Here is a 24,352-nt window from a genome sequence, read left to right on the forward strand (position 1 = left end):
TGTGGGAACGCCGCCTGGGACGCTCCGCGTCCCGACATCCACGCAGGCGACGCGAAGCGTGGGAATGATCGGGTAAGCTATACCCATTCAGGAGCCCCCGCATGAACCTCGAACACCTCACCGAACGCCTGCACCGCATCCGCGATACCAATGACTGGAAGCAGTTTCACAGCCCGAAAAACCTGGCCATGGCTGCCAGCGTGGAAATGGCCGAGCTGGTGGAAATCTTCCAATGGCTCACCGAAGACCAATCCCGCCAACTGCCCGCCGATAAACTCGCCCATGCGGGCCAGGAGGTCGGTGATATCGTTCTGTACCTGCTGTTGCTGTGCAGTGAGCTGGGCCTGGATATGAACGAAGTGGTGCGCGCCAAACTGGCCGATAGCGAACGGCGGTTTGCCCATGAGTGATCGTCATTTCGACCAGTTGGCCACGCGCTTTGCCGAAAAGATCTACGGCGGCGCCAAGGGCGCGATTCGCTTGGCGGTGCTCCAGGCCGACCTGGTAGAAGCCTTGCCGCAACGCCCATTGCGCGTGCTGGATATCGGTGCTGGCCTGGGGCATATGTCGCTGTGGCTGGCCGAGCAGGGCCACGAGGTGACCCTGGCCGAACCCGCCGCGCCGATGCTTGAAGGTGCGCGCCAGCGCTTCGCTGACGCGGGCCAAAGCGCGACCTTTATTCATGCACCGTGGCAGGACTTGCTCGGCCAGCTCACCGAGCCTTACGATCTGGTGCTGTGCCATGCCGTGCTGGAGTGGTTGGCCGAGCCCCACGCCATCCTGCCAGTGCTGCACCAACTGACGCTGCCGGGTGGCTGGTTGTCCCTGGCGTTCTACAACCGTGATGCGTTGATCTATCGCAACCTGCTCAAAGGCCACTTTCGCAAAATGCGCAAGAACGACATGGCCGGCGAAAAGCAGAGCCTGACGCCGCAACAACCCCTGGACCCACGGGAATTGGCGGCGCAACTTGAAGGGTTGTGGCAGGTCGAAAGCCAAAGTGGCGTACGGGTGTTCCACGACTATATGCCGGTGGAATTCCAGGCGCGCGCCAACCTGCAGGACTTGTTGGAGATGGAACTCGCTCACCGTCGTCACCCAAGCTTTGCCGGGCTTGGGCGATATTTGCACTGGATCTGCCGCCCGGTTTAAGCGGCCAGCGTGGGAGGTCGACATGCGTCGTCTCGGTTTAATTCTGTTGTCTCTAGGCCTTGGGGCGTGCTCGAGCCCCAACCCTTACGTGGCCAGTTCGGCGCCGATGCCGCCGGCGCCCGCCCAGGCGGCCACCACCTTTGATGCCAGCGCCTACCCTGCGCCGGTACGCGACTACGGCGCCTACCGCAGTTGGGGCTGGCTCAACGGCCAGTTGCCGGCGGGCACGGCCTGGGCCGATTCGGCGCAGATTGCCGAGGCGGTCAGCGGCGCTCTCGACCAGCGCGGCTTGCGCCCCTTGCATGACAAGCGCGCGCCCGACCTGCTGGTGAGCGCCGATGTACGCCTGGAAAAACGCCTGCGCCAGGTCCAGGACGATTATGGTTACGGATACGGCGGCTATAACCGTTATGGCAACGGCTATGGCATGTACAACAGCGTGCCGGTGGTGCGTACCTATGAAGTGACAGTGGCCGTGGCGCGTATCAGCCTGTTCGATGCGCGCACCCGCCAGCCGGTGTGGAGCACCAGCGCCGAAACCACCAGCCAGGGCAGCCTGAGCGAACGTGCCGATAGCTTGCGCAAGGCGATGCAGAAGGCAATGGCTGCCTATCCGCCCAGTTAGCAGCTATTCTCATTACAGGCCCACGTTGTTTTTGGAGAACACCATGCTTCGTCGCATCGCTGCACTTGCTGTTGTCATGTTGCTGGGCGGTTGCCAGAGCAACCAGGTCAACCATGATTTCGACGCCAGCCGAGACTTCGGCGCTTACCGCAATTGGGCCTGGAAAGACCCGGCGTTGCAGTACCGTCCCGATGACCCGCGGATCAAGAGCGACCTCACCGAGCAGCGCATCCGCCAGGCCGTGGGCGAACAGCTGGATCAACGCGGTTTGCGTCCTGCGGCGGCGGGCACCAAGGCTGACTTGAATGTACAGGCCTACCTGATCGTCGAAGACCGCCAGCAGCAAGTCACCACCAACTATGGCGGTGCCTGGGGCGGCCCGTGGAATGGTTACTGGGGCGCGCCGATGTACAACGAAACGCGCAACATCACCTACAAAGTGGCGACCATCCAGCTCGACCTGCTCGACGGCAAGGACGGCAAGCTGGTGTGGCGCGGCAGCGACGAACAAATGATGGCCAGCACGCCCAACCCCGAGGACCGTAACAAGGCCATCCGCAGCACCGTAACCAAGATCCTTTCCAACTACCCGCCGCGCTGATCACCCCCTGTCACTCCTGTGGGAGCGGGCTTGCTCGCGAAAGCGGTGTGTCAGTCACTGCTTCAGTGACTGACACACCGCTTTCGCAGGCAAGCCAGCTCCCACATTTGATCTTCAGTGTTTTGAGCATAGCGTTCGCTTAGCTGAGTTGTATTAGGGTGCCGACATTCAGGGCATCTCCGCCAGTCGCCAATGTGGCGAGTTGCCAGCAACCTGCCGAAGCCTTGTCTACACTCCAGTGCAACGGAGAGTTAGCGCAGGAGTGCTTCGATGTCTCCCCGATTCGGCTCCAGGCAGCGTGGTGCAATTGGCTTGATGGCGGCAGGCACCTTGGCCTTGGCTCTGGTGTTTACGTTGCTGGCGGTCGACAGCGGGCGCTTGTACCTGGAAAAGCGCAAGTTGCAGTCCGTTGCCGACACCTCGGCGTTGGAGGCGGCAGGTCTGGGTGGCCAGTGCGGTACCAACACCACGGCCAGCGCCTATGCCACGCAAAATGCGGCGCGCAACGGTTTTGTGGTCGGTAATGGCAACACCCTGGCGGTGACGTGCGGCACCCTGGCGACCAATGCCCTCAACACCCGCGTATTTAGCGCCGATGCCACCAAGAGCGACGCGATCCGCGTGGTGGCCTCGCGCACCGTCCTGACCAGCATCGCCAATGGCCTGTGGAACCTGTTCAGCGGCGCGCCGATCACCCCGCAAATCAACTTGAGCGCCACGGCCGTCGCGGCGACACCGCCGCCCGTGGCGCAGCTGTCGATCCGCAGCAGCCTGGCCAGCGTCGATTCAGGCAAATCCCCACTGCTCAACCTGGTCATCGGCAACCTGCTCGGCGGCAACCTGTCGCTCACGGCGGCGGGTTGGAACGGCTTGCTGCAGACCAACGTCAACCTGCTCAGTTACCTGGACCAACTGGCGATCAACCTGAACGTGAAGGCCGGTGACTACGATGCCTTGCTCAGTACCGCAGTCTCCGCGACTCAACTGATTGACGCTGCGGTGAAGGTCTTGCAGAAAAACGGCGCGGCAGCCACGGCGGTCATCAATGATGTGATTTCGATTCAAGCCATTGCGCCGAACAGCAAGCTGTTAACCGTGGGCGACCTGATCGACATCGCCACAGGCACGCCGACGGCGGCGCTGAACAGCAATGTGCAGTTGTTTCAACTGCTGGAAGCGGTGGCGCAGTTGTCCAGTAGTAAGAATGCGGTGAGTGCGGCGGCGCAACTGAACATTCCATTGGTAGGCAACGTTTCGATCCAGACTAAAGTAATTGAGCCGCCGCAGTTGTCGGCGATTGGCAATCCGTTGCTGGCCAAGGAGGGTTTGAAAAAAAGCCCGCCGACCGATCAGATTTTTGTACGTACTGCGCAAATGCGGACTTTAGTGTCTGTTCAACTGCCCGTGCTGAACGGTATCAATGGATTGACGTCTGCGGTCTCCGCCATAACGACGCCGGTGACCGGTGTCGTGAATAACTTGCTGCATTTGAATTTGGTGAGCCTGCTGGATCCACTCTTGTGCCTGATTGTGAAGCCTTGTGACCATACGGATGTTCAGCTGTTGAGCGGCCTGGATATCAACATCGAGGTGGCGAGCGCGAAGAGCTATGTCACGGATTTCAATTGTGCGAGCAATGCGGCGAAATCGCTGACCGTGCAGGTAGAGACTGCGCTTGCAGATGTATCGGTAGGGAAAGTGGATCCGGTACAGGCATTCTCCTCAGCAGTGGAAGCTGATGTGAAGCCAGTAGCACTGGTTGATATCGGTGTGCAGACTTGCAAGGGAATATTCGGCTGTGGGCCACGTAAGGCTGGTGTAGGTGGGAGCTTATCTTTATCGGTTGTTCACGCAAAGGTTGGCGGGGGGGAGCAAGCTCTAGTGTTTTCTCCGGTCAATGATATGAATCTGGTACCCACTTATAAGTCTGTTCCTCCCTCGACAGAAGTGGTCAAAGGATTGGTCAATACCTTAGGGGCTATTCAAGTGAATTATGTTCCCCCAACCGGGAGTTCTCCGAGTGGAATCCTGCCGGTGGTCTCGGGTTTACTCACCACTATCACCAATACGCTGGTCACTGCGATCAAAAGCGTATTGTCGCCAATACTAGACCCGATTGTGGATGGCGTGCTCAGCGCCTTGGGCATCAACCTGGGCAATGCCGAAGTCGGTGCCAACCTTACCTGCCATATGGGCCGGGCTTATCTGGTGATTTAGCTGACCTCCCGAGTTCAAAATGTGGGAGCTGGCTTGCCTGCGATGACGGCCTGCCAGCCGACGCCTATCTACCTGACACCCCGCGATCCTACTGTGCGGGCTTGCTCGCGAAGGCGGCCTGGCAGGCGACACAGTTGGATTGTGTACATATCCTGTGCCCGTAATCCGCCAGTGATTTGGGGGGGCGCTTAAGATCAAGATCAAAAGCAGATCAAGAGCAGATCAAGAGCAGCTCGCTTCGCATCGTGGTTAGCGTTGAATTAGTTCTGCGCGATGGGGAGTTCGATGCAGAATTTCGCGCCGGCCTCGCTGTTGGTAACGCTCAGGCGTCCGCCCATGTTTTCCACAATCCCATAGCTCACCGAGAGGCCCAGCCCGGTGCCCACGCCTATCGGTTTGGTGGTAAAGAACGGCTCGAAAATCCGCTCCAGCAAGCGCGGGTCTATCCCGCCGGCGTTGTCTTCGACCCAGATGCGTACATGGCGGCTGTCGTGCTCGCTGTGCAGGGCAATCCAGGGGCGCAGGGCGGGGTCTTTTTCTCGCTGGCTGAGCAGGGCGTCGCGGGCGTTGACCATCAGGTTGATCAGTACTTGTTCTAGTTGGTCGACATAGCCTTTGACCTGTACCGAGAAGTCGGTAGGGCTGATGCGCACGTCCACGCCTTTGCCGCGCAGGCCTTCGCTGAGCAGGGAGAGGGTGCCCTCCAGTGCCTGCGCGGGGTCGAAGGGTTGCTGCTCGATTTCCGAGCGGCGGCCGAAGACGCGCATGTGGTCGACCACTCGTGCGGCGCGTTGTACCTGGGCGTCGATACGTTGCAGTTTTTCCGTGAGGTAGTCGATTTGCACATCGCCATTGCCCAGGCGCTTGAGCACATTGGCGATGGCCATGCGCATCACGTTCAGCGGCTGGTTGATCTCATGGGCCAGGCCGGTGGCCATTTCGCCGAGGGTGGCCATTTTTGCGCTTTGGGTCAGTTGTTGCTGGGAGCGGCGCACTTCGGTGTTGTCGCGGCCCACGGCTTGCACTTCGATCAGGGCGCCTTGTTCATCGAAGACGCCGCGGTCCGACCACACCCACCAGGCATGTTCGCGCCCCGGCAGTTGCAGGCTGATTTCCGCGGTGCTCACCGGGAATTCCGGGGTCAGTTGCTGGATGCGCTGCACAAAGGCGGCGCGTTGTTCATCCGACAGCCACTGGCCCAGGTTGATGCCTGGCAATTGCTCGGGCCGGCATTCCAGGTAATTGGCCAGCGGCGTGTTGCCGAAGGTGAGGATCAGGTCGGGGCGGTAGCGGCAGATCATCGCGGGTGAGTCTTCCACCAGGATGCGGTAGCGCTCCTCGCTCTGGCGCACCTGCTCGGCGGCCAGGGTCGCCTCGGTGACGTCCAGCCACAGGCCTACGGCTTCCACCGGCAGGCCGAGGTCGTCGCGCAGCAGCTTGGCTTCGTCGAGCAGCCAATGGTAGTTGCCTTGTTTGTCGCGCAGGCGGTAGCGGCTGCGCACGTTGCCTTCGCGCAGCAGTTGGCGGGTGCGTTCGAAGTAGTGTTCACGGTCGTCGGGGTGGATCAGCGCTGCCAGGGTGTCGTGGTTGCAATCGGCCAAGGTCCAGCCCAGCAGCGGCAACAGGCTGGCGCTGAAAAACGCCGGGTGCAGCGCGCCGTTGACGTAGCGCTGCACGTAGATGACGGCCGGTGAGCTGGCGATCAGGTTGTCCAGGCGCGCATGGGCGGCGGCGGCTTGCAGTTGCTGGTTCTGGATGTCGCTGATGTCGAGCATGAAGCCGATCCAGCGTCGTTCATTGCCGGCGCCCAGTACTTGGCCCTGTATGCGGTACCACAGGGGCGACTGTTCAGCGTCGGTGCGTTGCAAGCGCACGCTGGTAAGCAGTGGCTTGCCCAGGGCTTGCAGGTCTTGCAGGCGGCTGTTGAGGGCCTGGCGGTCGGCGGGGTGGATGAGTTCGAGCCAAGTGCCGAGGGGCTGGCGGGTGGGGCCTTCGTCCAGGCTCAGGTTGCGCAATAGTTGCGGCGCCAGCTGGATCTCCTGGGTAGCGGGCAACAGTTCCCACCAGCCAGTGCCGAGCAGGCCTTGCAGGGCTTCTACCCGTTCCAGTTGCTGGTGGTGACGCTGTTCGCGCAGGCGGCCCAGCAGCGGCGCGGCGAGTGCTGCGCACAGGTTCAGCCAGTCACGCTCGCCGGTGTGGTATGCCTGGCCGTTATAGAAACCACACAGCAGCCACGCGGCGGCGCCATGGCTGTCGCGGTACGGCACCAGGAAACCGTCGGCATTGCCAAATACACTGTGCAAGCGCGGGTTGTCGCTGCGGCCCTGGGCAACGTCCAGGCTCAGTGGCGTGTTGCCGTTGATGCTGTCCAGGCTGGTGCCCAGGTGCTGCCCGGTTTGCCATAAGGCCGGGGCGTCGTGGGCGGTGTATTGGCTGTAGATGCGCCAGCCCTGGTCATCTTCGTCGAGCAGTGCCATGGCGACGCAGGGGATGCGCCAGCGCTGGGCCACGCTGCGCAGGTGTTCGCTGAACACCTGAGGCAAGCGGTTGAGGCTGCACACGCGCAGCTGTTCGCTCATCAGGGCGGCGAGTTGGTGGTTCTGTTCGCGTTGCTGCACCCGTGCCCGGTCAGCCAGCAGGTCAGTGATGTCCAGCAGGTGCAGGGCCCAGGCGTCGCCCTCTGGCTCGATCCAGCCGCGGGTATGCAGGACCTGGCCGGCGGCGCCCTGGAAGTCCAGATCCAGGCCGTGTCGTTGCCACTCCTGCGGTGTGCCCTCGACACTCAGCGCGCTGTCGGCACACAGCAAGGCCTGCAAGGGTGGGTTGGGCACGTTGGCAAGATGCTGGGCAAGCAAAGGCCTCAAGGCGCCCGTGATGCTCAGCACCCGGCCCAGGTTGTCCAGTTGCACTTGCAGGCCCGGCGCGGGCGTCGTTGGCGCGTCCAGAGCCAGGGCGCTGGTAAGCCCGCGCAGGCGTGCGAACAATTTATCCCCTGTCGTCAAAACTGAAGGCTCGAGGTGGCGGTGAGGTTGGTGGGCAGGTTGGGTACGGTACCCACCCCAGGCAACACCAGGGCCGGCAAGACCGCTTTGATATTGGCCGAGGGGTAGGTGATCTTCACTGTCAGCAAATTATTGGTGTAGGTGGCGGTGATATAGCCGGGCAAGAACTTCAATGAGCCGGGGATCCAGTTCAACTGGGCCTGGGCTGCATCCTTGGCGCGTTGCACAACCAGGGCCGAATAGCCGGCGGTGCTGGGGTCCAGGGACACACTGCGGCGTACCCCTTCGGCGGCCGCTTGGTGAAATGACTGCATCAACAGCAGCGGCAAGCTGTAGCTGAGCATGCCGTAGAACACCGCAAAGAAAATCACGAAGACCAAGGCAAACTCGATCGCCGCAGCACCTTTTTGCTTTCTCGGGAGGCTCGATTTCATGACTGCGTCTACCCTGAGGCGATTACTTGATATCAGCATAGAATCATTCAGCCAAAAGGGATGTTTTTTACGTGATCCAGACGCTAGTGATTGTGCTGTGGTTGGGCGTATGTGCCGTGCAGGATATTCGCCAGCGCCAAATTGCCAATACGCTGACCCTGGGCGTCGGGCTGTTGGCGTTGATCTACCTGCTGTGGGCGGGGTCGACGTGGCTGGGCGCGCCCCGCAGCGAGGGCGGCCTGGCCCTGGCTTTGGCGCTGGTGCTGACCTTGCCGGGCTATGCGTTGGGCCGCTTTGGCGCAGGGGATGTGAAGTTGCTCGCCGCCCTGGGGCTGGCCTCCAATATCGAGTACCTGCTGGGGTCGCTGATCGGTGCGGGCATCGCTATGGTGGCCTGGACACTTATGCATCAAGGGCTTAGCTCAAACCGCGTTAAGCGGGCAGGGCCCGCGTCAACAAAACAGCCTTTTGCGCCCTTCGTTTTGACAGGTTTTGCCGGCAGCTGGTTTTGGATCCATCAGTCGCGCGAGTTGATTAATGCTATGTACATAGTCGGAAAGTACGTCTACGTTTAATCAGGAGTTGTGTAGGAATTTTCGTCAGAAAGGATAGGTCATCATTTGGCTTGCCAGGCATGGAGTAGCGCGTGAACAAGCTTACGTCCGCAGTAAAAGTGCTCGTAGTCGACGATCAACCCTTAATCGTAGAGGAGCTCTGTGAATTTCTTGAAAGCAGCGGGTACCGTTGTGTCCCGTGTGAGTCCAGTGAGCAAGCTGTCCAGCGTTTCAAGGAAGACCTTCAGATCGGTTTAGTGCTGTGTGACCTGCATATGCCGGACATGGACGGCATCGAGCTGGTGCAGGCGCTGCAACGGATCGCCGGCAAGCATCGCGCGTTCGAAGCGATCATGCTTACCGGTCGCGCCGACAAGCAGGATGTGATCAAGGCCCTGCGTGCAGGTATCGCCGATTACTACCAGAAGCCGATCAACCTCGATGAATTGCTCGAGGGCCTCAAGCGCCAGGAAGCGGCATTGGAGGAGCGGCAGAAAGACCTGCAGTTGGGCACGCTCAACCAGAAGTTGCAGTACCTGTCCGAATCCATCAACGACTTGTATATGGACTTGGACAAGGTGCGCCGCAACCCGACGCCCCAGGACCATGACGGGGACCCATCGGCCGATGAAGCCGGGCCGGTGGAGATCCCGGCGATCTTCAATCAACTGTCACCGCGCCAATTGGATGTGGCCCGCCTGGTGGGCAAGGGTCAGACCAACTATCAGATTGCCTGTGAGCTGGGGATCACCGAGAACACGGTCAAGCTGTATGTGTCCCAGGTATTGCGCCTGACCCATATGCACAACCGCACGCAGTTGGCGCTGGCGTTGTCACCGAACAACTCGGCGATGCGCCAGCGGGTGACGGCGCACTAGCACCGCCCTACTGTAGGAGCGAGCTTGCTCGCGAAAAACACCTAGACAACGCGGTTACCCAAGATGCACGCGTTATCGTTGACGTTTTTCGCGAGCAAGCTCGCTCCTACAGGGAGGGGTTATTTGCTGCCCTGCGCAGTGCCGCCTACTTTCTGATCAAAAAACTCCGGAATCGGGTGCTTGTTGCTGTCCAGCCAGCGCTTGAGCGCCTGCTCGCGTTCTGCCGGCGTGGTTTTTTGCGGATTGGCCGAGGCGGCGCGCCCGCTCAGTTGCAGCGCCATCCAGTTTTCCGTTTCTGCCTGCCGGGGTGAAGAAGGCCCTGCTTCGATGGCCGAAGCGAGGAGCGGCAGGGCCAGGCAGGCAAGGCCGGCGAGGTGGTGGAATTTCATTATCGACTCCCTATTTCACAGAGGCCGGCAGCGTGTCGCTGACCGCCGCCACCTGATCTTTGACTGGACGCTGCGGTGCCGTGCCAGCGTCCTTGAGGTGTTGCGCCCGCGCCTGGGCCTGGGTCACCTGCTCGGGGCTCAAGCCGAGTTGGCCGACCACTTTCGCGGCTTGCTCCCAGTTGTCTTGGTAGATCAGCAAAGTCACCAGGTTCACCGCCGCCAGTTGATCGCTCTGCTTGAGCTCGATGGCGGTCATGAATTCAAAGCGTGCGTCTTCCAGGCGCCGTTGGTCGAGGTACACCACGCCCAGGTCATTGCGGATTTTTTCGTCGGTGGGCGCCAGCCGTGCCGCACGTTGCAGGTGAGCCATGGCCTGGCCGTTGTCGCCCTTGGCCGACGCAAGTTGCCCCAGGCCGTGCTCACCGTCGGCGGCCAGGCAGGTGCCCAGCAGGCTGCGGTACAACGGCTCGGCGTCTGGGCGGCCCAGCAAGCGATAGGCGCGGGCTTGGCGTTGACGAACCTGGGGCAGGGCGCTGGGCAGGTTCTGCAGGTTGGCGAGGCTGGCGTGCAGTTTGCCTTCGTTGGCCATGTCATCGGCCAGGTTCAACGACAGCTCCTGGTCGGCGCTGGGCTTGGGGCAACTGCCCGGTGCCAGCAACCCGGCCCACGGAACCTGGCCATTGCTGGCACAACCGCCCAGCATCAGCAGGCTCAAGGCGACGATCAGTGGTTTCATGGCAGGCTCCTCAAAAGTTATTCAAGGCTCGGGAGATGGCGATCATCGCCGGCCCCCCGAGCACGATCAGCAAGGCGGGAAACAGGAACACCATCATCACCACGGACATCTTCGCGGACATCTTCGAGATGTATTCCTGCAGGCGGGTCAGGCGGCGGTCGTCGAGCAACTGCTTGAGGGCCAGCAAGGATTTCATCGCGCCGCCGCCCTGGTGGATCAACTGCTGAAGGATGATGCAGGTGTCGGTGAATTCATCCACGGCCAGCAGGCGTGCGGTCTTGCCCAACTCTTCGGACAGCTCCAGGCCGGAGTCGACCCTTACCAGGATCAGGCGCAGTTCATGGGTCAGGTCGGTGAGCAAGCGCTGGGCTTCGGTGCTCAACACCCGCAGCGATTGTTCAACTGCCATGCCGGATTCGAACAGGATGCGCAGTAACGGAATGAACGTGGAAATTTCCCGCGCGATACGCTCCTGGCGGTATTTCGCGCTGAGGGCCAGGATGCGCTTGGGCAGCAGGTAACCGATGCCCAGGGCAATTGCCGGGGCAATCCAGGGCGAGCCGGCGTGAGGAAACAGCAGTTGCTGGCCGAGCAGGGTCAAGCCCAGCAGCAAGATGGGCACGCCGATCTGGAAGGCGGCGAACATGGAGCGCTGGTTGGCTTTGCGCCAGCCGACGCGGTTGAGCAGGGTCTGGGTTTCGTTGTCCAGGCTGACCGAGCGCTGGGCCACGGCGCTGGCGCCCAATTGGCGCATCAGGCTGCCGAGTTTGTCCTCGCGGGTCAGTTGGCCTTGCAGGCGTTGGCTGACCAGGCGTTGACGGCGCCGTTGCTCCAGCAGGTTGCCGACGATCAAGGCGACGGCGGCGAGCGACAACAGGATGCAGATCAGGATGGCCATCTCAAATACTCCGCAACATGCGCCACATGACGAAGGTGCCCGTGATGTCGAGCGCCGCCGCGGCCAGCAGCAGGTAGCGCCCGGTTCCGTCATTCCACATGCTCATCAGGTAGCCCGGGTTGACCATCAAAAAGTAGCCGACCATGGCGATGGGCAAGCCTGCCAAGACGTACGCGGTCATGCGCGTTTCGCCCGTCATGGCCTTGAGTTGGCGTGCACCCTGTTCGCGCTCGCGGATCATCTTGATCAGGTTTTCCAGCAGCTCGCTGGCGTTGCCGCCGTAGCGGTGGTTGACCTTCAGGCCCAGGGCAAACAGGCGGAACTCATCGCGCTCGTAAAACTCGGCAAAGTCGCTGACCGACTCCGGCAGGCTCACGCCCATTTGCACGTTACGCTGGATGCGGCTCATGGCCTGTTTGAGCGGCGCTTCGGTGCTGTCGATCGCACCCAGCACGGCGTCTGCCAGGGTGCGCCCGGACTTGAGGCTGCGCACGCTGTGGTCCAGTAGTTGGGGTAATTGTTCGATCATGCGCTGCACTCGCCGTTGGTAGCGCCAGGCGATAAACACACGCAGCAGCAGCGGCGGCATGATCAGCATCACCAACAGGCCCAGCCCGCCGGCCAGCAAGTAACCCAGCAACATGCCCACCGCCCAGCTACTCAGCCACAACCCCAGGCGATCGGTGGGCTTGCCCAGGCCGGCGCGCTGGAACATGCGCTCCAGCGCGACCCAGCTGCCGTTCGGCTCCTGGGCTACCGGCTGGCCATCGGAGAGGCGCTCCAACACCCGATCGGTACCGGCCTGGCGCAGCCCTCGCTGGAACAGCCAGACGGACAGGCTGATCAGCAGGATACAAATGAGCAGCAAGACAAGTCCGGTCATGAGCCCTCTCTACAACGGCAATGCCGATTCACGCCGCAGCTTGTCGCCGGCCGGGTTGAGCGCTTCGCGCAGGAAGCCAAAACCGGTACGGCGGTCGAGGCGGAACAGGGTGTTGGTGACATACACGTCGTCGCGCACGCCCACCACTTCCACCACCTCGCTGACGCAACGGCGCCCATCGGGCAGGCGCGTCAGTTGAATCACCACATCCAGTGCAGCGCAGATCATCTGCCGCAGGGTTTTCTCCGCCACCACACGGCCGGTCAGGCCCACCAGGGTTTCCAGGCGCAGCAGCGCGTCCTGGGCATTGTTGGCGTGCACGGTGCTCATGGAACCGTCATGGCCGGTGTTCATGGCGGTCATCACGTCGAGCACTTCGACGCCACGGATCTCGCCAAGGATGATGCGGTCCGGGCGCATCCGCAGGGCGTTGCGGATCAGGTCGCTGGCCTTGACCTCGCCATGCCCCTCGGCATTGGGCGGGCGGGTTTCCAGGCGCACCACATGGGGGTGGCCCAGTTGCAACTCGGCCACGTCTTCGATGGTGACCAGGCGTTCGTGGGGGTTGATCAATTGGCTGAGGATATTGAGCAGCGTGGTCTTGCCGGTGCCGGTGCCGCCACTGATGAGGATATTGCAGCGTTTGCCCACCGCCTCCTGGAAGAACTCGAAGATGTTGTGGTCGATGGTTTGCATCGCCACTAGGTCGCTGCTCTTGAGCATGTCCTTGCGAAACTTACGGATCGACAGGCAGGGGCCGTCCAAGGCAATTGGCGGGATGATCGCATTGACCCGGCTGCCATCGGGCAAGCGCGCATCGACCATCGGCGACGACTCATCCAGGCGCCTTCCGAGGGGCGCGAGAATGCGCTGCATTACACGTTCTACATGGTGCGCATCGATAAAACGCAGGTCGCTCTGGTGGAGCACCCCGTCACGCTCGATAAACACCCGGTGCGGGCCGTTGACCAGGATCTCGGTGATCGACACATCGCGCAGCAGCACTTCCAGCGGGCCGAAGCCGGTCAGCTCATCGACGATTTCCTCAGCCAGACGCTCCATCTCATAACGCGAGATCGCCAGGTGCATGCGCGTGATGTACTCGGCCACTTTGTCGATGACAAATTGCGCCAGGGATTGGCGCGAGCCTTCCAGCAGGTTCTGGCCGGATTCTTCGATGGCATCGATGATGTAACGATGCAGCACCAGTTTCAGGCCATCGTGGTCGTTGTGCGCGGCTGCCCCACGGGCCGGGGCGCCGAAGAGTTTTTCGCTGTTCATCGACTCGTCCCCAGCAGGCGTTCGAACCAGCGTGTCGAAGGTTTATCCAAGCCTTCGGTGCGTTTGGCCAGGCGTTCGCCCAGGTGGCGCAGGGCTTGGGTCAAAGCTTCGCGTGGGGCCAGGGTGAACAGGCTTTGCCCCTGGTTTTTGGCGTTCAGGCGCACTTCGGGGCTCAGGGGCAGCACGGCGATGCACTCCAGGCCGAAGCTTTTTTCCAGGGCTTCGGTGTCGGGGGCACAGCCTTTGATGTAGCGATCGACGAGCAGCTTGGCATGGTCGAGCTTCATGCCTTTTTCGCGCCACAGGTTCAGCACCGCCAGGTTACGCCGACAGTCGAGCACGCCCTGGTCGGTGCACCACAGCAACTTGTCGCAGTGGCTGACAAAGGTGCGCAGGGCTTCGCTGTCCGCTTGCCCGGTGAGGTTGACCACGATGTGCTGGAAGTGCTGGCGCAAGGCGCTGAGCAACATGTACAGCTCGGCGGCGCTGGTTATTTCCAGGGGCTCATCGCTGGCGGCGTAGGCGAGGATGCGCAGGCCATCGTCGGTGCTGGTGAACGCGCTGTTGATCAGGGTGGCGTCCAGGCGGCGCAGGTGGCGCAAGGCGTCGCCGAAATTGAAGGTGCTGTCCAGGCCCAGCAGCGCCAGGCTGTCGCCCCTGGGCAGGCCGAGGTCGAGCATCAGCGTCTGCTGGCCACTCTTTTGCACCACCATCGCCAGGTGGCTCGCCAGCAGGGCGCCATCGGTGTTGCCCTGGGCGCCGTAGAGCACGGTGAGGCCGCCGAGATGGGCGTTCGGCGCCGTGGGCGGCAAGCGCTTGCTCAGGCGTCGCACCAGCCCGGCCACTTCGCTGGAGCGCGAGCCATAGGCGACAAAATCCCGGGCGCCGGCACGCATGGCATTCAAGACAAGCTGGTTGTCCATGCCGTCGCCCAAGGCCACTACTGCCAACATCGGCTTGGCTTCCAGGGCGCCTTCGATCAAGGCACTCTGGGCCACCAGGTGTTCACGGTCCAGGCCTACGAACACCAGGTTGGCGAAGGTCACGTCCACCAGTGCCAGCAATTCATCGAGGCTGCCGCCGCCCACGCTGATCACTTGGCCAAGGGGCGCCAGCGCGCCCTGGAGCCATTCCAGGTCGGTGCTGTTGCGGGTGATTGCCAGGAAGGTCTGGCTCAGGCTATCGCTCATTGGGAAAGTCCACTGCGACGGTCGAAGTTGCCGTTTTCCAGGAAGAACAGGCGGAACCAATTCGGGTCGTAGGTGCGCAGTTTCTCGCCGGGCAGCGACGGCAACTGCGCATTGGCGGCCAGTGGCTGTACCAGATGCGGCGTGACGATCATCAGCAGTTCTTTTTCTTCGCTGTTTATAGTGGAGTCGCGGAAGAAAGCACCAATGATCGGGATGTCGCCCAGGCCTGGCAGCTTGGCGATCGTGGAGCGGTTGGTGCTGCTGATCAGGCCGCTGATCACGAAGCTTTCACCGTCGGCTAACGACACGCTGGTGTCGGTGCGCCTGACGGTCAGGGCAGGCACCTGGATGCCCTCAATCCGGATCGCGTTGTTGTAGTCCAGCTCGCTGACTTCCGGGGCGACCTTCAAGGCGATGCGGTTGTGGTCGATGACCGTGGGCGTGAGGGTCAGGCGAATGCCGAATTCCTTGTACTCGATGGTGATGGTATCGCTGCCGGCACTGGGCACCGGAATCGGCACTTCGCCGCCGGCCAGGAAGGTTGCGCTCTGGCCGCTCATGGCTACCAGGCTCGGGCGTGCGAGGGTGTAGGCGAAGCCACTGCTTTCCAGGGCGTTGATCAGCGCCTTGACCCGGCCACCGCCAAACCCGATGTTGAAGCTGTCAGCGCTCACCGGCAATTTGAAGATGCCCTCTGAAGGGGACAGCAAGCTTGGGCTGCCGAGGAAGAAATTGTTGCCCATGCCCAGGATCTTGGTGCTGGCTTCCTTGAGCTTGGTGCGGCTGACCTCGACGAAGCGAATATCGGTCTGCACCTGGCTGGGCAGCGTCGGGTCTTCGGAGGGCGACAGCGATTGGCTGGTCAGCGCCGAGGTGGCCTTGCCTTTGACGAACACCATGCTCTGGCGCGGGGTGGTCGAGCAGCCTGTCCACACCATCAGGCTGGTGGCACCGCTGCCGACACCGGTGAGCAGAAAGTGGCGGTCGCCGTTGACCCGCACGTCGGCGATTTTTGGGTCGCCGATGGCCAGGCGCGTAATCGCTACCGGCGATTGCAGCTCGGTTTGCAAGCCTTCGCCCACCTCGATCACGGCGGGCAACTGGCCCAGGGCGTTACAGCTGCCCGATGCGCCCATCGCCATGCCCAGGGGCAGGCACGGCAGCATCAAGGCCAAGGCCAATTGAGCGTAGCGTTGGCTCATTCAAGGCATCCTTGTTCAATCAGGGGGTAGGTTGTGCCGCCGCCGCGCCGCGAATCACTTCGACGCCCCGACGCTGGCCGGTGTCGGCCACCGCGGGGGTGATTTTTTTCGGCGGGCCGCTGAGGGCCAATTGGGTGAACTGGTAGAGGTCGCGGTTGGCGCTTTGCACCTTGTCTGGCGTGTCGCTTTCGCCGGCCCAGTAGCGGCTGAGCAATTGTTCGTCGGCACTGCGCACGGCCAAGCGCAGCGTACCGGCTTGGGAGGCGAGCATCAGTCGGCTCAGCAAGGGTTCGGGCACCGCCAGCACCACACTGCGCGCGGCGGTGCGGCGTTGCGCCGCCTGAGCGCGTTCTTCGGCGGTGGCGGGTGGCGGCACGGCCGGGGTGCCGTCGTTGGCCAAGCCCAGTTGGTCGCCGACGCTGAGCAGGCGAATCGCCGGGATGACCACCTGCGCCGACTGCTCGGCATTGGCATTGTCCTGGCGCAAGAACAGCAAGACGTCCACGTAATCGCCTGGGCTCAACTGGCCACCGGCACCGATGACCTCATCGACGGCGACGGCCAGCGCCCGTTCGTTTGTACGAATCATGCGGGCCAGCGGGCCGCCGGCGGTGAAGCTCTCATCATTGAGCCAGGTGCCGGCACCCAGGGCCCGCAAGGGCGTACGGCCGATGGCCTGGTCGACGCTGGTCAGGCTGCCAGCCGGCACGGTGCGCAGTTTTTCCACGGCGACATCGGCAGCGGTGAGGGGCACAAAAGGCGCCACCGCGTGCACCAGCACGACGACGGGCTGGCGGTTCTGGTCTTCCACGACCGCAACGGTTTTTTCAACGGAAATGACAGGTTCTGGCGAGGGCGCTACGGCGGGTGCCGGTGGACGACTCAGCACCAGGCCCCAATACCCTGCAAACAGGGCTCCGATAAGCAGCAAGCCAGCCAGGACCATGCTGATGCGACTGTTCATGACGGCGCTCCCTATCCTGTTGCACTGCTTTTATTCCCGTTTATCCAAACGAGTTAAATTCGCAACTGGGCTGTGATGAACAACTAACGATTTGGCTATTTGAAGGTAGCCCAGCTAGGACAAATTGCCATTACTGAATGAAAAATTTATCTGCGCGGTTAAAGCGAGGGCTGTAAATAACGGATTTGTGGGGCTGGCGCGGCGACTAATACTTTATGATTAATTCGTTCTTACAGTTGTGAGTGTTAAATTTGTTGACAATGCTCTAGTGGCACACGGCAATCATTGTGCGGGCCAGCTGTATCGGCGCTTTGTGGCGCATGAAGGAGATCTCATATGATCCTTGACCTGTTCTTGAAATTTTACATTCACGCTCAGTTATTCCTGCGCCGTAGAGACGGGGCGTCGGCCATTGAATATGTGATTATTGTGGCGATAGTTGCGTTGGTAATAGTGGGTGTTGGCAGTGGGCTTGGCGAGAAAATCGAAGGTGTCTTTGAAAAGGTTTCCGAGGCGCTGACGACTTAGCTGCTAGTGTTTTTGTTTGCTCTGCTAGTGATCTCCTTTGTCAGGTACCGCCCATGACCCACCTTTCGTCATCCCGCCAACAAATCCTATTGGTGGATGACGAGGAGGATGCGCTGGTCGAGTTGGCCGAATCCCTCGAAAACGAGGGATTCGTGTGTTTCACCGCGACCTCCGTCACCTTCGCTTTGCAAGAATTGACACTTAACCCCGATATCGCCCTGGTCATCACCGATCTGCGCATGCCTGAGGAAAGCGGTATCTCCTTGATCAAGCGCCTGCGCGAACATACATCACGCTCACATTTGCCTGTGATCGTGATGTCTGGCCATGCAGAAATGGATGATGTCAGCGATATGCTGCGTTTGCAGGTGCTGGACTTGTTTCGCAAGCCGATCTACCTGGCGCGCTTGCTCGATACGCTCAATAGCCTGTTTCCCCTCTCTACACCTGGTCGGTAACGGACCGGCACCGCTTATTAAATGTGGGAGCTGGCTTGCCTGCGATAGCGGTGGTTCAGTTAAAGATTCATTGACTGACACACCGCCTTCGCGAGCAAGCCCGCTCCCACATAAGCTCCCTCGCCACAGCTTCACAGTTGATAACTGAAACTCAGCGTATACCGCGGCCTGCGGTTGAAGCTGTCCAGGGCGATATCCGACATGGGCTTGGCTGCCTCCAGCGCGATGTTGTAGTACTTCTTGTCGCCAAAGCGTAGACCCACCGCCGCCGAGGACATGTCGTTGGCCTTGACTGGCAGGTCGTTGAACCAGGATTTGGCGCGGTCGACTACGACGTAGGGTTGCAGGATCTTCACCCAGTTGCCGGTGCGGTTGAAGCTGTAGTTGACCTCGTACGCCACCCCCCAGCCTTTGTCGCCCGAGCCTTGGTCGTCCGGGTAGCCACGGCCGAAATTCTGCCCGCCGAAGGTCACGCGTTCGCTGTCGGGCAGGGTGTTGTCGCTCCAGTACAGCGCACCGGAGAGCACGCCTTGCCAGTTGTCGAAGAACTTGTCGCTTTGCACGCCGGAAAGGCGCAGGCGGAAGAAGTCGAGGTCGGGTTTGGCCACGCCCAGGTCACTGCGGGCCTTGGCGCCCAGACCGTCGATGCCCTGGTACAGGCCACCACTGATGATGCGCAGGCGTTGCGCGTCGGCTTTGCGCCAATCGCCTTCGAAGGCCAGGGCGCGCAGGTTGGATTCGATGTCGAAACGCAGCGGGTAGCCCACCAGTTTATAGCGCGTGGTCTGGTCGACCGCGTACAGGCGCGTGCCCAGGGTGAGCGACTCGGTGGGGGAGGCGATGAACGGATGGCTCAGGCCAATGGAGTAGCGGTCGATGGACTGGTGCGGCTTGAGTTCGAAACCGCCATCCAGTTGCACGCTGCTGTTGGGGTCGGCGCGATAGCGTTCGGCGGCGAGCGCCAGTTGGGTGCCCTCGGCGTTGATGAACTGGTTGTAGTCCACACGGTAGTAGTGTTCTTTGTCCTCGCCGGGTGGGAACAGGCCGCTGACGCTGAGCTGCTCGCCCATGGACGTCTGGGAATTGCTGGTGGCGCTCAGCAACGCTTGCGTGCCGCCACGGCTTTTTTGCACCAGGCTCATGCTGGTGGTGAAAGGTTTGCGGCTGGCCTGGATCTGCATGTGCGTGGCGCCATCAGTGGTGCCCGGTGGCGGTACTTGCGCCTGTACGCTGAGGCCGGGGATGCGGCTCATCAGCGTGGTGTAGCGCTCGAAAGTCTTGCGGGTCAGCGGGCGCTCAGCCAGGAGCTTCTGCGCGAGTTTATCGACGTAGGCCGACACCGAACCGATGTCGCCGGTTTGTTGATAGTCCTTGATGTAGCCCTCCACCAGTACCACGCGGACCAGGCCGTTTTCGAAATTCTGTTGCGGCAGGAACGCGTAGGACAGCAGGTAGCCATCCTCCTGGTAACGGCGGGTGATCCCACGGGTCGCTTCAATCAGTTGGGCGAGGTTGGTTTCTCGTCCAATCAACGGCGCATACACCTGTGCCGTCTCGGCGAGCGGGTAGACCGTTCCGCCTTCGATCTGCAACTTTCGAATAGTGACCTTGGTGTCCATCAACAGCGGTTGGCCGGCAGTCGGCGGCGCTTCAGGTACCTGGGTTTTCGACGTGGGTGGTCGGTAGGCATCAGCGGGCAGGTTGGGCACCGGCAGGGTGCGGACAGTGTCGTTGCTGTTAAGAAAGCTGGGAAGGGTCTCGGCCTGGGCGTAGGCACTGAGGGTGAGCAATAACAACGGCGTCAACACGCGCATAGTACACTCCATGGTCAACTGCAGCAGCGCTTCGGGCCCGCCGGGTTCTGGGACTCGGTTCGGGAGGGCGGCGATTGATAAAACGTGTCGCCGCCCATAAAAAAGACGAGAGACTTATTAAAGGTCTCTCGTCTCAACCAAGCGTAGGCGCTGTAGGGGAGGCCGTCTAATCGGCCAGGTGCATTTCTATTTGCCGGTCAGTCCGTTCAACAAACCGCCCAGACCGCCGGTGGCCGTGGTGCCGCCCGTGGTTGTCGCAGTGCCTGTTGCTGTGGTGGTAGTGCCGATATTCAGGCCACCGAGCAAACCTCCGCTGGTGCCGCCAGTGGTGCCGCCGGTTACCAGGCCACCCACCGAGGCGACGGTGCCGCCGACTGCTGTGACGGTGGTGCCTACCGCGTTGGTGATCGGGTTGGCATTGGCTGCTGTCAGGTTGGTGCCCAAGCTGCTGACTGCGCCGCCGACTTGAGTCACCAGGCCATCGACCGGGGTACCGATACCGGTGGTGGTACCTACGTTCTGCGTCAGCGTAGTGACGCCGGTGGTCACAGGGTTCAAGGCTGCGCCGACAGCGGTGGATACAGTGGCGAGCGGTGCGGTGGCGCCAGTGTTGGCGACACCCGTGCCACCGAGAACGGTACCCACCGATGCAATGGTGCCGCCCAATGCGCCGCCGGTTACACCGGCTGCACTGACCGTGCCGTTGGTGCTGCCGGCATTCAAACCGGTGCCTACGTTGGCTACCACGCCGCCGATCAGCTCGGGTAGGCCGGCAGCTGCGGTACCGCCGGTTGGCGCGACATAACCGCCGGACGTATCGAGCGCACCACCGACGCCAGTCAGCACGCCGCCAACGACATTGGTCACAGGATTGCTTGCACCACCCGCGGTAGTGACTTGAGTGCCCAGGCTCGCGACGGTGGTGCCAACTTTATCCAGCACACCACTGACTGGCGTGCCCAGGCCGGTTGCCGTGCCGAGGTTGCCGGTGGTGTTTTCCACCAGCGACACTACAGGCACCAACACTTGGCCGCCCAGGGTGTTGGTCAATGAACCCAGCGGGCCGGTGGTGCTGGCTGTGCTGAGGGTATCGCCGAGCATGGTCACGGCGGTACCGACTTTATCCACGACGCCACCTACTGCCGTGCCTACACCGCCTGTGAGGCCGCCCACGACAGGGACACCGCCGAGGGTTGTCGACAACGATTGGCCGGTAGTCGACAGGCCGTCGCCCAAGTCAGCGACGCCGCCGCCGACACCAGCAACCGTAATGCCCAGCGAGTTGCTGTTAGTCCCCAAAGAACCCAAGCCTGCTGTGACGCCGGTGCCGACGGTGGTGACCGCGGTGCCGACCGAGGTGACCAGGCCGCCTGCTGTGGTGCCGACGATTGGAACAGGGGTCAGGGCGCCTCCGAGATCACCCACTGCTGCGCCTACATTGCCTACGGTGGTGCCGAGGGTGCCGGCGATCTGCCCAGTGATCAGCGGGGTAGTGGTCGAACCTGTTCCGCCACCAGTCCCGCCAGTGCCACCGCCGGTTCCGCCCGTGCCGCCGCCGGTCCCGCCCGTGCCACCGCCGGTCCCGCCCGTGCCGCCGCCGGTCCCGCCCGTGCCACCGCCGGTCCCGCCAGTGCCACCGCCGGTTCCGCCCGTGCCACCGCCAGTGCCGCCGTCCGTTCCGCCAGTGCCACCGTCAGTGCCGCCAGTGCCGCCACCAGTCCCGCCTGTGCCGCCGTCAGTGCCACCAGTGCCACCGCCGGTTCCGCCCGTGCCGCCGTCAGTGCCGCCAGTGCCACCACCAGTCCCACCCGTGCCGCCGCCCGTACCGCCATCACCGCTCCCGGCACCTGCACCCGCATCCGGCGATGACGCCGCCACGCTGGATTTATGCCCGCCACCACCGCTGCTGCAGCCGCCCAGGCTCATTGCCAGAACGAGGGCCAGCGCGGTACTTGCTTTCCAAAACACTACTTGAGTTTTCATGATTGAGTTCCTTGCACCTGGTACAACCTTGGTTGTTTCAAACCCTCGTTATTTCTTTGGATAACGATAGGTTTGTCCGTGTGGCTATCTCAGGCCAAGGCACTCTTTCACGCAATGCTCAACTTGGTATTAACGATTTATATACACCCGGCCACAGTCGGCTTAATGACTAATACCAAAGGTGTAATGGATGGATGTTGCAGGATATTTAGATGATTAAAATCAAAGTGTTGTAAATAAAGGCGGACCTCGTAAGGTCCGCTATAACTTAGGGTGTATATATACAATTAATCAGAGTTTCTCACGCAATCGGCTGCCACTTCCCCAGCATATGTTGTATATCCCCAGCGCCTTTGAGTTCCAACGCCCCGCTGGAACCGGCCACGCTGCTCATCAATATCACTTCACTGGGCAGTCGCACCGGCTTCATGAACTCGACGTCGATTTCAATATTCGCGGCCGGCAGCTGTTCTGCCAGCGCCGCGAGGGTGTGCGCCTTGTTCCACAACCCGTGGGCGATGGCCTGGGGAAAACCGAACAGTTTGGCAGTAGGCGCACTGAGGTGGATGGGGTTGTAGTCACCGGACACTCGGGCGTAGCGGCGGCCTATGTCAGTGGGCGCTTTCCAGCGCGTCAGTTCGGTGAGCGTGCCCTGAGTCTGCAATCCGCTGTCCGCAGCTTCGCCTTCAAGCTTCACGCCCCGACATAACATCTGGCTTTCGGCTTCCCACAGGAGCCCAAGGGCATCCTCTACAACGGTGACGATGTCAAAGGTGGCCCCCTTGGGATGGGGGCTGAGATTGCGTGCGTAAACGCCGACACTCACGTCACCCACTCCACCTAGAGGCCGATGAATACGGATGCGATTGCGCAGGTGGATCAACCCCAGCAGTGGAAACGGAAACGTCTTGTCCGTCAGCAATTGCAGTTGCAGGCCGAACGCGAGGATATGCGGATAAGTCGCCGGCAGCATCGGGCTGTCAGCAAAACCGCACACCTTGCGGTACGCCGCAACGGCGCCGGGATTGACATTCATCCGGCAGCGCAACCCACGTTCGGGCAATGTGCTGCCGGTGATCTTGCGCTTGAGCGCCGCACGCCAGTACAGCGGCAGTAGAGACGGGGTGCTGTCCAACGTTTGCCATTGCATGCTCACGCTCCCAGAAGACTTTGCCCACACACCCGCAGCGCCTGGCCGCTGACCGCACCGGAACCCGGTTGGCTCAGCCAGGCGACGGCTTCGGCCACATCCTGAGGCAAGCCACCTTGGCCCAGGGAGCTCATGCGGCGCCCGGCCTCGCGCAGGGCGAAGGGGATATGCGCGGTCATTTGGGTTTCGATAAAGCCGGGCGCAACGGCGTTGATGCTGATCCCACGTTCCTTCAACAGCGGCGCCCAGGCTTGAGCCAGGCCGATCAGCCCGGCCTTGCTCGCGGCATAGTTGGTTTGCCCACGATTGCCGGCGATGCCACTGATGGAGGCCAGCAACACTACCCGTGCGTTGTTTTGCAGGGTGCCGCTGTCGAGCAGGGCCTTGGTCAGCAGTTGCGGTGCCTTGAGGTTGACCGCCAGCACTGCGTCCCAGTATTCGGGCGTCATGTTGGCCAGGGTTTTGTCGCGGGTGATGCCGGCGTTGTGCACCAGGATGTCGAGCCCGTCTGGCAGGTGTTCAGCCAGTTGGCGGGCGGCGTCTTCGGCGCAGATATCCAGCACCACCGTGCGCGCATTCAGGCGTGCGGCCAGGGCTTCGAGGTCAGCCTTGGCCTGGGGCACATCGAGCAGAATGACCTCGGCGCCGTCGCGGGCCAGGGTTTCGGCGATGGAGGCACCGATGCCTCGAGCGGCGCCGGTAACCAATGCCTTGCGCCCGGCCAGCGGGCGCGTCCAGTCTTGCACCGGGGTATCGCAAGCTGCCAGGCGAATGACCTGGCCCGAGATGTAAGCGCTCTTGGGCGAGAGGAAAAACCGCAGCGCGCCTTCCAACTGGTCTTCAGCGCCGTCGCCCACGTAGAGCAACTGCAGCACGCCACCGCTGCGCAGCTCCTTGGCCAGGGAACGGCTGAACCCTTCCAGGGCGCGCTGGGCGCTGGCGGCGAACGGATCGCTGAGGCTTTCCGGCGCCCGGCCAAGGATCACCAAGTGGGCACTGTGGTCGAGGTTTTTAAGCAGTGGTTGGAAGAATTCGCGCAGCTGCTTGAGCTGGTCGGCTTGCTGCAAACTGCTGGCGTCGAACACCACCGCCTTGAGCTTGGGGCCGTGCCCTGGAATCCACGCGGGCGCTGTCGAGGCTTCGGCGCCGTAGCTGTAGACGGCGTCGGTGAGTCGGTTGGCAAACGCCAGCACCTGGGTCGCCAGTGCGCCACCGCCCAGCAGCAGTGCGCCTTCGACCGGGCGCAGGCGTCCGGCTTGCCAGCGTTCCAGGCGTACCGGTGACGGCAGGCCAATGGCGGCGACCAGGCGATGGCCGAGGCTTGAGTTGGCGAAGTCGATATAACGGTCAGACATGGAACGCTCTCCGAAGGCTGGGGTTCAAAGGTTGACCACCCTGGGGTGGCAGTCGTTC

Annotated in this window: 23 protein-coding genes; 9 read left to right on the forward strand and 14 right to left on the reverse strand. The window is 61.8% G+C overall.

The annotated features are described in order from the left end of the window. Positions 1-101: 101 nt before the first annotated feature. The 5 genes from TX24_RS02555 (at position 102) to TX24_RS02575 (ending at position 4,595) form a co-directional block, all read left to right on the forward strand. On the forward strand, positions 102-410 hold the full coding sequence (locus TX24_RS02555; RefSeq protein WP_003188211.1) for a MazG-like family protein: 309 nt from the start codon (positions 102-104) through the stop codon (positions 408-410). Then, positions 403-1,152 carry a methyltransferase gene (locus tag TX24_RS02560; RefSeq protein ID WP_003188212.1) on the forward strand — a complete coding sequence of 250 codons (750 nt, stop codon included), beginning with the start codon at positions 403-405 and terminating at the stop codon, positions 1,150-1,152. The genes TX24_RS02555 and TX24_RS02560 overlap by 8 nt, the downstream gene beginning before the upstream one ends. Before the next feature lie 22 nt (positions 1,153-1,174). Then, complete coding sequence (locus tag TX24_RS02565) at positions 1,175-1,777, forward strand: DUF4136 domain-containing protein (protein ID WP_003188213.1); 603 nt, start codon at positions 1,175-1,177, stop codon at positions 1,775-1,777. Between the two features lie 43 nt (positions 1,778-1,820). Further along, complete coding sequence (locus TX24_RS02570; protein ID WP_003188214.1) at positions 1,821-2,378, forward strand: DUF4136 domain-containing protein; 558 nt, start codon at positions 1,821-1,823, stop codon at positions 2,376-2,378. Between the two features lie 270 nt (positions 2,379-2,648). Then, the gene (locus tag TX24_RS02575; RefSeq protein WP_057709641.1) at positions 2,649-4,595 is read left to right on the forward strand and encodes a pilus assembly protein TadG-related protein; all 1,947 of its coding nucleotides are present in this window, start codon (positions 2,649-2,651) and stop codon (positions 4,593-4,595) included. Positions 4,596-4,855: 260 nt separating this feature from the next. On the opposite strand, the gene TX24_RS02580 is transcribed toward TX24_RS02575, so the two are convergent. Both TX24_RS02580 and TX24_RS02585 read right to left on the reverse strand, forming a co-directional pair. Next, complete coding sequence (locus tag TX24_RS02580; RefSeq protein ID WP_057709642.1) at positions 4,856-7,597, reverse strand: PAS domain-containing sensor histidine kinase; 2,742 nt, start codon at positions 7,595-7,597, stop codon at positions 4,856-4,858. After that, positions 7,594-8,031: a TadE/TadG family type IV pilus assembly protein gene (locus TX24_RS02585; protein WP_003188217.1), complete on the reverse strand. Its 438-nt coding sequence runs from the start codon at positions 8,029-8,031 to the stop codon at positions 7,594-7,596. Before TX24_RS02585 ends, TX24_RS02580 begins: the two co-directional genes overlap by 4 nt. Before the next feature lie 71 nt (positions 8,032-8,102). Here TX24_RS02585 and TX24_RS02590 point away from each other — a divergent pair, with 71 nt between their 5' ends. Both TX24_RS02590 and TX24_RS02595 read left to right on the forward strand, forming a co-directional pair. After that, positions 8,103-8,606 (forward strand): prepilin peptidase, encoded by a 504-nt coding sequence (locus TX24_RS02590; protein WP_003188219.1) that lies wholly within the window; start codon positions 8,103-8,105, stop codon positions 8,604-8,606. Between the two features lie 71 nt (positions 8,607-8,677). Next, on the forward strand, positions 8,678-9,463 hold the full coding sequence (locus TX24_RS02595; protein ID WP_003188220.1) for a response regulator transcription factor: 786 nt from the start codon (positions 8,678-8,680) through the stop codon (positions 9,461-9,463). A gap of 119 nt (positions 9,464-9,582) precedes the next feature. Here TX24_RS02595 and TX24_RS02600 read toward each other — a convergent pair whose 3' ends face one another. The 8 genes from TX24_RS02600 to cpaB are packed head-to-tail and all read right to left on the reverse strand — an operon-like array spanning position 9,583 to position 17,006. After that, positions 9,583-9,852, reverse strand: a complete 270-nt coding sequence (locus TX24_RS02600) for a DUF3613 domain-containing protein (protein WP_003188221.1) — start codon at positions 9,850-9,852, stop codon at positions 9,583-9,585. A gap of 10 nt (positions 9,853-9,862) precedes the next feature. Further along, complete coding sequence (locus TX24_RS02605; RefSeq protein WP_057709643.1) at positions 9,863-10,588, reverse strand: tetratricopeptide repeat protein; 726 nt, start codon at positions 10,586-10,588, stop codon at positions 9,863-9,865. A 10-nt stretch (positions 10,589-10,598) separates the two neighbouring features. Next, positions 10,599-11,486 carry a type II secretion system F family protein gene (locus TX24_RS02610; protein WP_057709644.1) on the reverse strand — a complete coding sequence of 296 codons (888 nt, stop codon included), beginning with the start codon at positions 11,484-11,486 and terminating at the stop codon, positions 10,599-10,601. A 1-nt stretch (position 11,487) separates the two neighbouring features. Then, positions 11,488-12,369 carry a type II secretion system F family protein gene (locus TX24_RS02615; RefSeq protein WP_003188226.1) on the reverse strand — a complete coding sequence of 294 codons (882 nt, stop codon included), beginning with the start codon at positions 12,367-12,369 and terminating at the stop codon, positions 11,488-11,490. Positions 12,370-12,378: 9 nt separating this feature from the next. Continuing rightward, positions 12,379-13,650: a TadA family conjugal transfer-associated ATPase gene (locus TX24_RS02620; protein ID WP_003188227.1), complete on the reverse strand. Its 1,272-nt coding sequence runs from the start codon at positions 13,648-13,650 to the stop codon at positions 12,379-12,381. Then, a complete protein-coding gene (locus TX24_RS02625; RefSeq protein ID WP_034134625.1) occupies positions 13,647-14,840 on the reverse strand; it encodes a CpaE/TadZ family protein in 1,194 nt (397 codons plus the stop codon). The genes TX24_RS02620 and TX24_RS02625 overlap by 4 nt, the downstream gene beginning before the upstream one ends. After that, positions 14,837-16,042 (reverse strand): type II and III secretion system protein family protein, encoded by a 1,206-nt coding sequence (locus TX24_RS02630; protein WP_057709645.1) that lies wholly within the window; start codon positions 16,040-16,042, stop codon positions 14,837-14,839. Before TX24_RS02630 ends, TX24_RS02625 begins: the two co-directional genes overlap by 4 nt. 19 nt (positions 16,043-16,061) lie before the next feature. Then, positions 16,062-17,006, reverse strand: coding sequence for a Flp pilus assembly protein CpaB (gene cpaB, locus TX24_RS02635; RefSeq protein ID WP_057709646.1), 945 nt, complete (start codon positions 17,004-17,006; stop codon positions 16,062-16,064). Positions 17,007-17,342: 336 nt separating this feature from the next. Here cpaB and TX24_RS02640 point away from each other — a divergent pair, with 336 nt between their 5' ends. Beyond that, positions 17,343-17,534, forward strand: a complete 192-nt coding sequence (locus tag TX24_RS02640) for a Flp family type IVb pilin (protein WP_057709647.1) — start codon at positions 17,343-17,345, stop codon at positions 17,532-17,534. A gap of 53 nt (positions 17,535-17,587) precedes the next feature. After that, complete coding sequence (locus TX24_RS02645) at positions 17,588-17,992, forward strand: response regulator (RefSeq protein ID WP_057709648.1); 405 nt, start codon at positions 17,588-17,590, stop codon at positions 17,990-17,992. Positions 17,993-18,123: 131 nt separating this feature from the next. Here TX24_RS02645 and TX24_RS02650 read toward each other — a convergent pair whose 3' ends face one another. The 4 genes from TX24_RS02650 to TX24_RS02665 all read right to left on the reverse strand — a co-directional run bounded on the left by TX24_RS02650 (position 18,124) and on the right by TX24_RS02665 (position 24,294). Continuing rightward, entirely contained in the window at positions 18,124-19,806 is a 1,683-nt protein-coding gene (locus tag TX24_RS02650; RefSeq protein WP_057709649.1) for a ShlB/FhaC/HecB family hemolysin secretion/activation protein, read from the reverse strand. A 186-nt stretch (positions 19,807-19,992) separates the two neighbouring features. Beyond that, on the reverse strand, positions 19,993-21,789 hold the full coding sequence (locus TX24_RS02655; RefSeq protein WP_057709650.1) for a collagen-like triple helix repeat-containing protein: 1,797 nt from the start codon (positions 21,787-21,789) through the stop codon (positions 19,993-19,995). A gap of 301 nt (positions 21,790-22,090) precedes the next feature. Further along, the gene (locus TX24_RS02660; RefSeq protein WP_057709651.1) at positions 22,091-22,939 is read right to left on the reverse strand and encodes a MaoC family dehydratase; all 849 of its coding nucleotides are present in this window, start codon (positions 22,937-22,939) and stop codon (positions 22,091-22,093) included. Positions 22,940-22,941: 2 nt separating this feature from the next. Then, entirely contained in the window at positions 22,942-24,294 is a 1,353-nt protein-coding gene (locus tag TX24_RS02665) for a 3-oxoacyl-ACP reductase (RefSeq protein WP_057709652.1), read from the reverse strand. Positions 24,295-24,352 lie beyond the last annotated feature (58 nt).

It is taken from the genome of Pseudomonas lactis, assembly GCF_001439845.1.
Classification (GTDB): domain Bacteria; phylum Pseudomonadota; class Gammaproteobacteria; order Pseudomonadales; family Pseudomonadaceae; genus Aquipseudomonas; species Aquipseudomonas lactis.

What these genes read in the sequence shown, in the direction of transcription:
- TX24_RS02555 (WP_003188211.1), top strand. Translation starts at nt 102, where the DNA reads ATGAACCTCGAACACCTCACCGAACGCCTGCACCGCATCCGCGATACC.
- TX24_RS02560 (WP_003188212.1), top strand. Translation starts at nt 403, where the DNA reads ATGAGTGATCGTCATTTCGACCAGTTGGCCACGCGCTTTGCCGAAAAG.
- TX24_RS02565 (WP_003188213.1), top strand. Translation starts at nt 1,175, where the DNA reads ATGCGTCGTCTCGGTTTAATTCTGTTGTCTCTAGGCCTTGGGGCGTGC.
- TX24_RS02570 (WP_003188214.1), top strand. Translation starts at nt 1,821, where the DNA reads ATGCTTCGTCGCATCGCTGCACTTGCTGTTGTCATGTTGCTGGGCGGT.
- TX24_RS02575 (WP_057709641.1), top strand. Translation starts at nt 2,649, where the DNA reads ATGTCTCCCCGATTCGGCTCCAGGCAGCGTGGTGCAATTGGCTTGATG.
- TX24_RS02585 (WP_003188217.1), bottom strand. Translation starts at nt 8,031, where the DNA reads ATGAAATCGAGCCTCCCGAGAAAGCAAAAAGGTGCTGCGGCGATCGAG.
- TX24_RS02600 (WP_003188221.1), bottom strand. Translation starts at nt 9,852, where the DNA reads ATGAAATTCCACCACCTCGCCGGCCTTGCCTGCCTGGCCCTGCCGCTC.
- TX24_RS02605 (WP_057709643.1), bottom strand. Translation starts at nt 10,588, where the DNA reads ATGAAACCACTGATCGTCGCCTTGAGCCTGCTGATGCTGGGCGGTTGT.
- TX24_RS02610 (WP_057709644.1), bottom strand. Translation starts at nt 11,486, where the DNA reads ATGGCCATCCTGATCTGCATCCTGTTGTCGCTCGCCGCCGTCGCCTTG.
- TX24_RS02615 (WP_003188226.1), bottom strand. Translation starts at nt 12,369, where the DNA reads ATGACCGGACTTGTCTTGCTGCTCATTTGTATCCTGCTGATCAGCCTG.
- TX24_RS02620 (WP_003188227.1), bottom strand. Translation starts at nt 13,650, where the DNA reads ATGAACAGCGAAAAACTCTTCGGCGCCCCGGCCCGTGGGGCAGCCGCG.
- TX24_RS02625 (WP_034134625.1), bottom strand. Translation starts at nt 14,840, where the DNA reads ATGAGCGATAGCCTGAGCCAGACCTTCCTGGCAATCACCCGCAACAGC.
- TX24_RS02630 (WP_057709645.1), bottom strand. Translation starts at nt 16,042, where the DNA reads ATGAGCCAACGCTACGCTCAATTGGCCTTGGCCTTGATGCTGCCGTGC.
- cpaB (WP_057709646.1), bottom strand. Translation starts at nt 17,006, where the DNA reads ATGAACAGTCGCATCAGCATGGTCCTGGCTGGCTTGCTGCTTATCGGA.
- TX24_RS02640 (WP_057709647.1), top strand. Translation starts at nt 17,343, where the DNA reads ATGATCCTTGACCTGTTCTTGAAATTTTACATTCACGCTCAGTTATTC.
- TX24_RS02645 (WP_057709648.1), top strand. Translation starts at nt 17,588, where the DNA reads ATGACCCACCTTTCGTCATCCCGCCAACAAATCCTATTGGTGGATGAC.
- TX24_RS02650 (WP_057709649.1), bottom strand. Translation starts at nt 19,806, where the DNA reads ATGCGCGTGTTGACGCCGTTGTTATTGCTCACCCTCAGTGCCTACGCC.
- TX24_RS02655 (WP_057709650.1), bottom strand. Translation starts at nt 21,789, where the DNA reads ATGAAAACTCAAGTAGTGTTTTGGAAAGCAAGTACCGCGCTGGCCCTC.
- TX24_RS02660 (WP_057709651.1), bottom strand. Translation starts at nt 22,939, where the DNA reads ATGCAATGGCAAACGTTGGACAGCACCCCGTCTCTACTGCCGCTGTAC.
- TX24_RS02665 (WP_057709652.1), bottom strand. Translation starts at nt 24,294, where the DNA reads ATGTCTGACCGTTATATCGACTTCGCCAACTCAAGCCTCGGCCATCGC.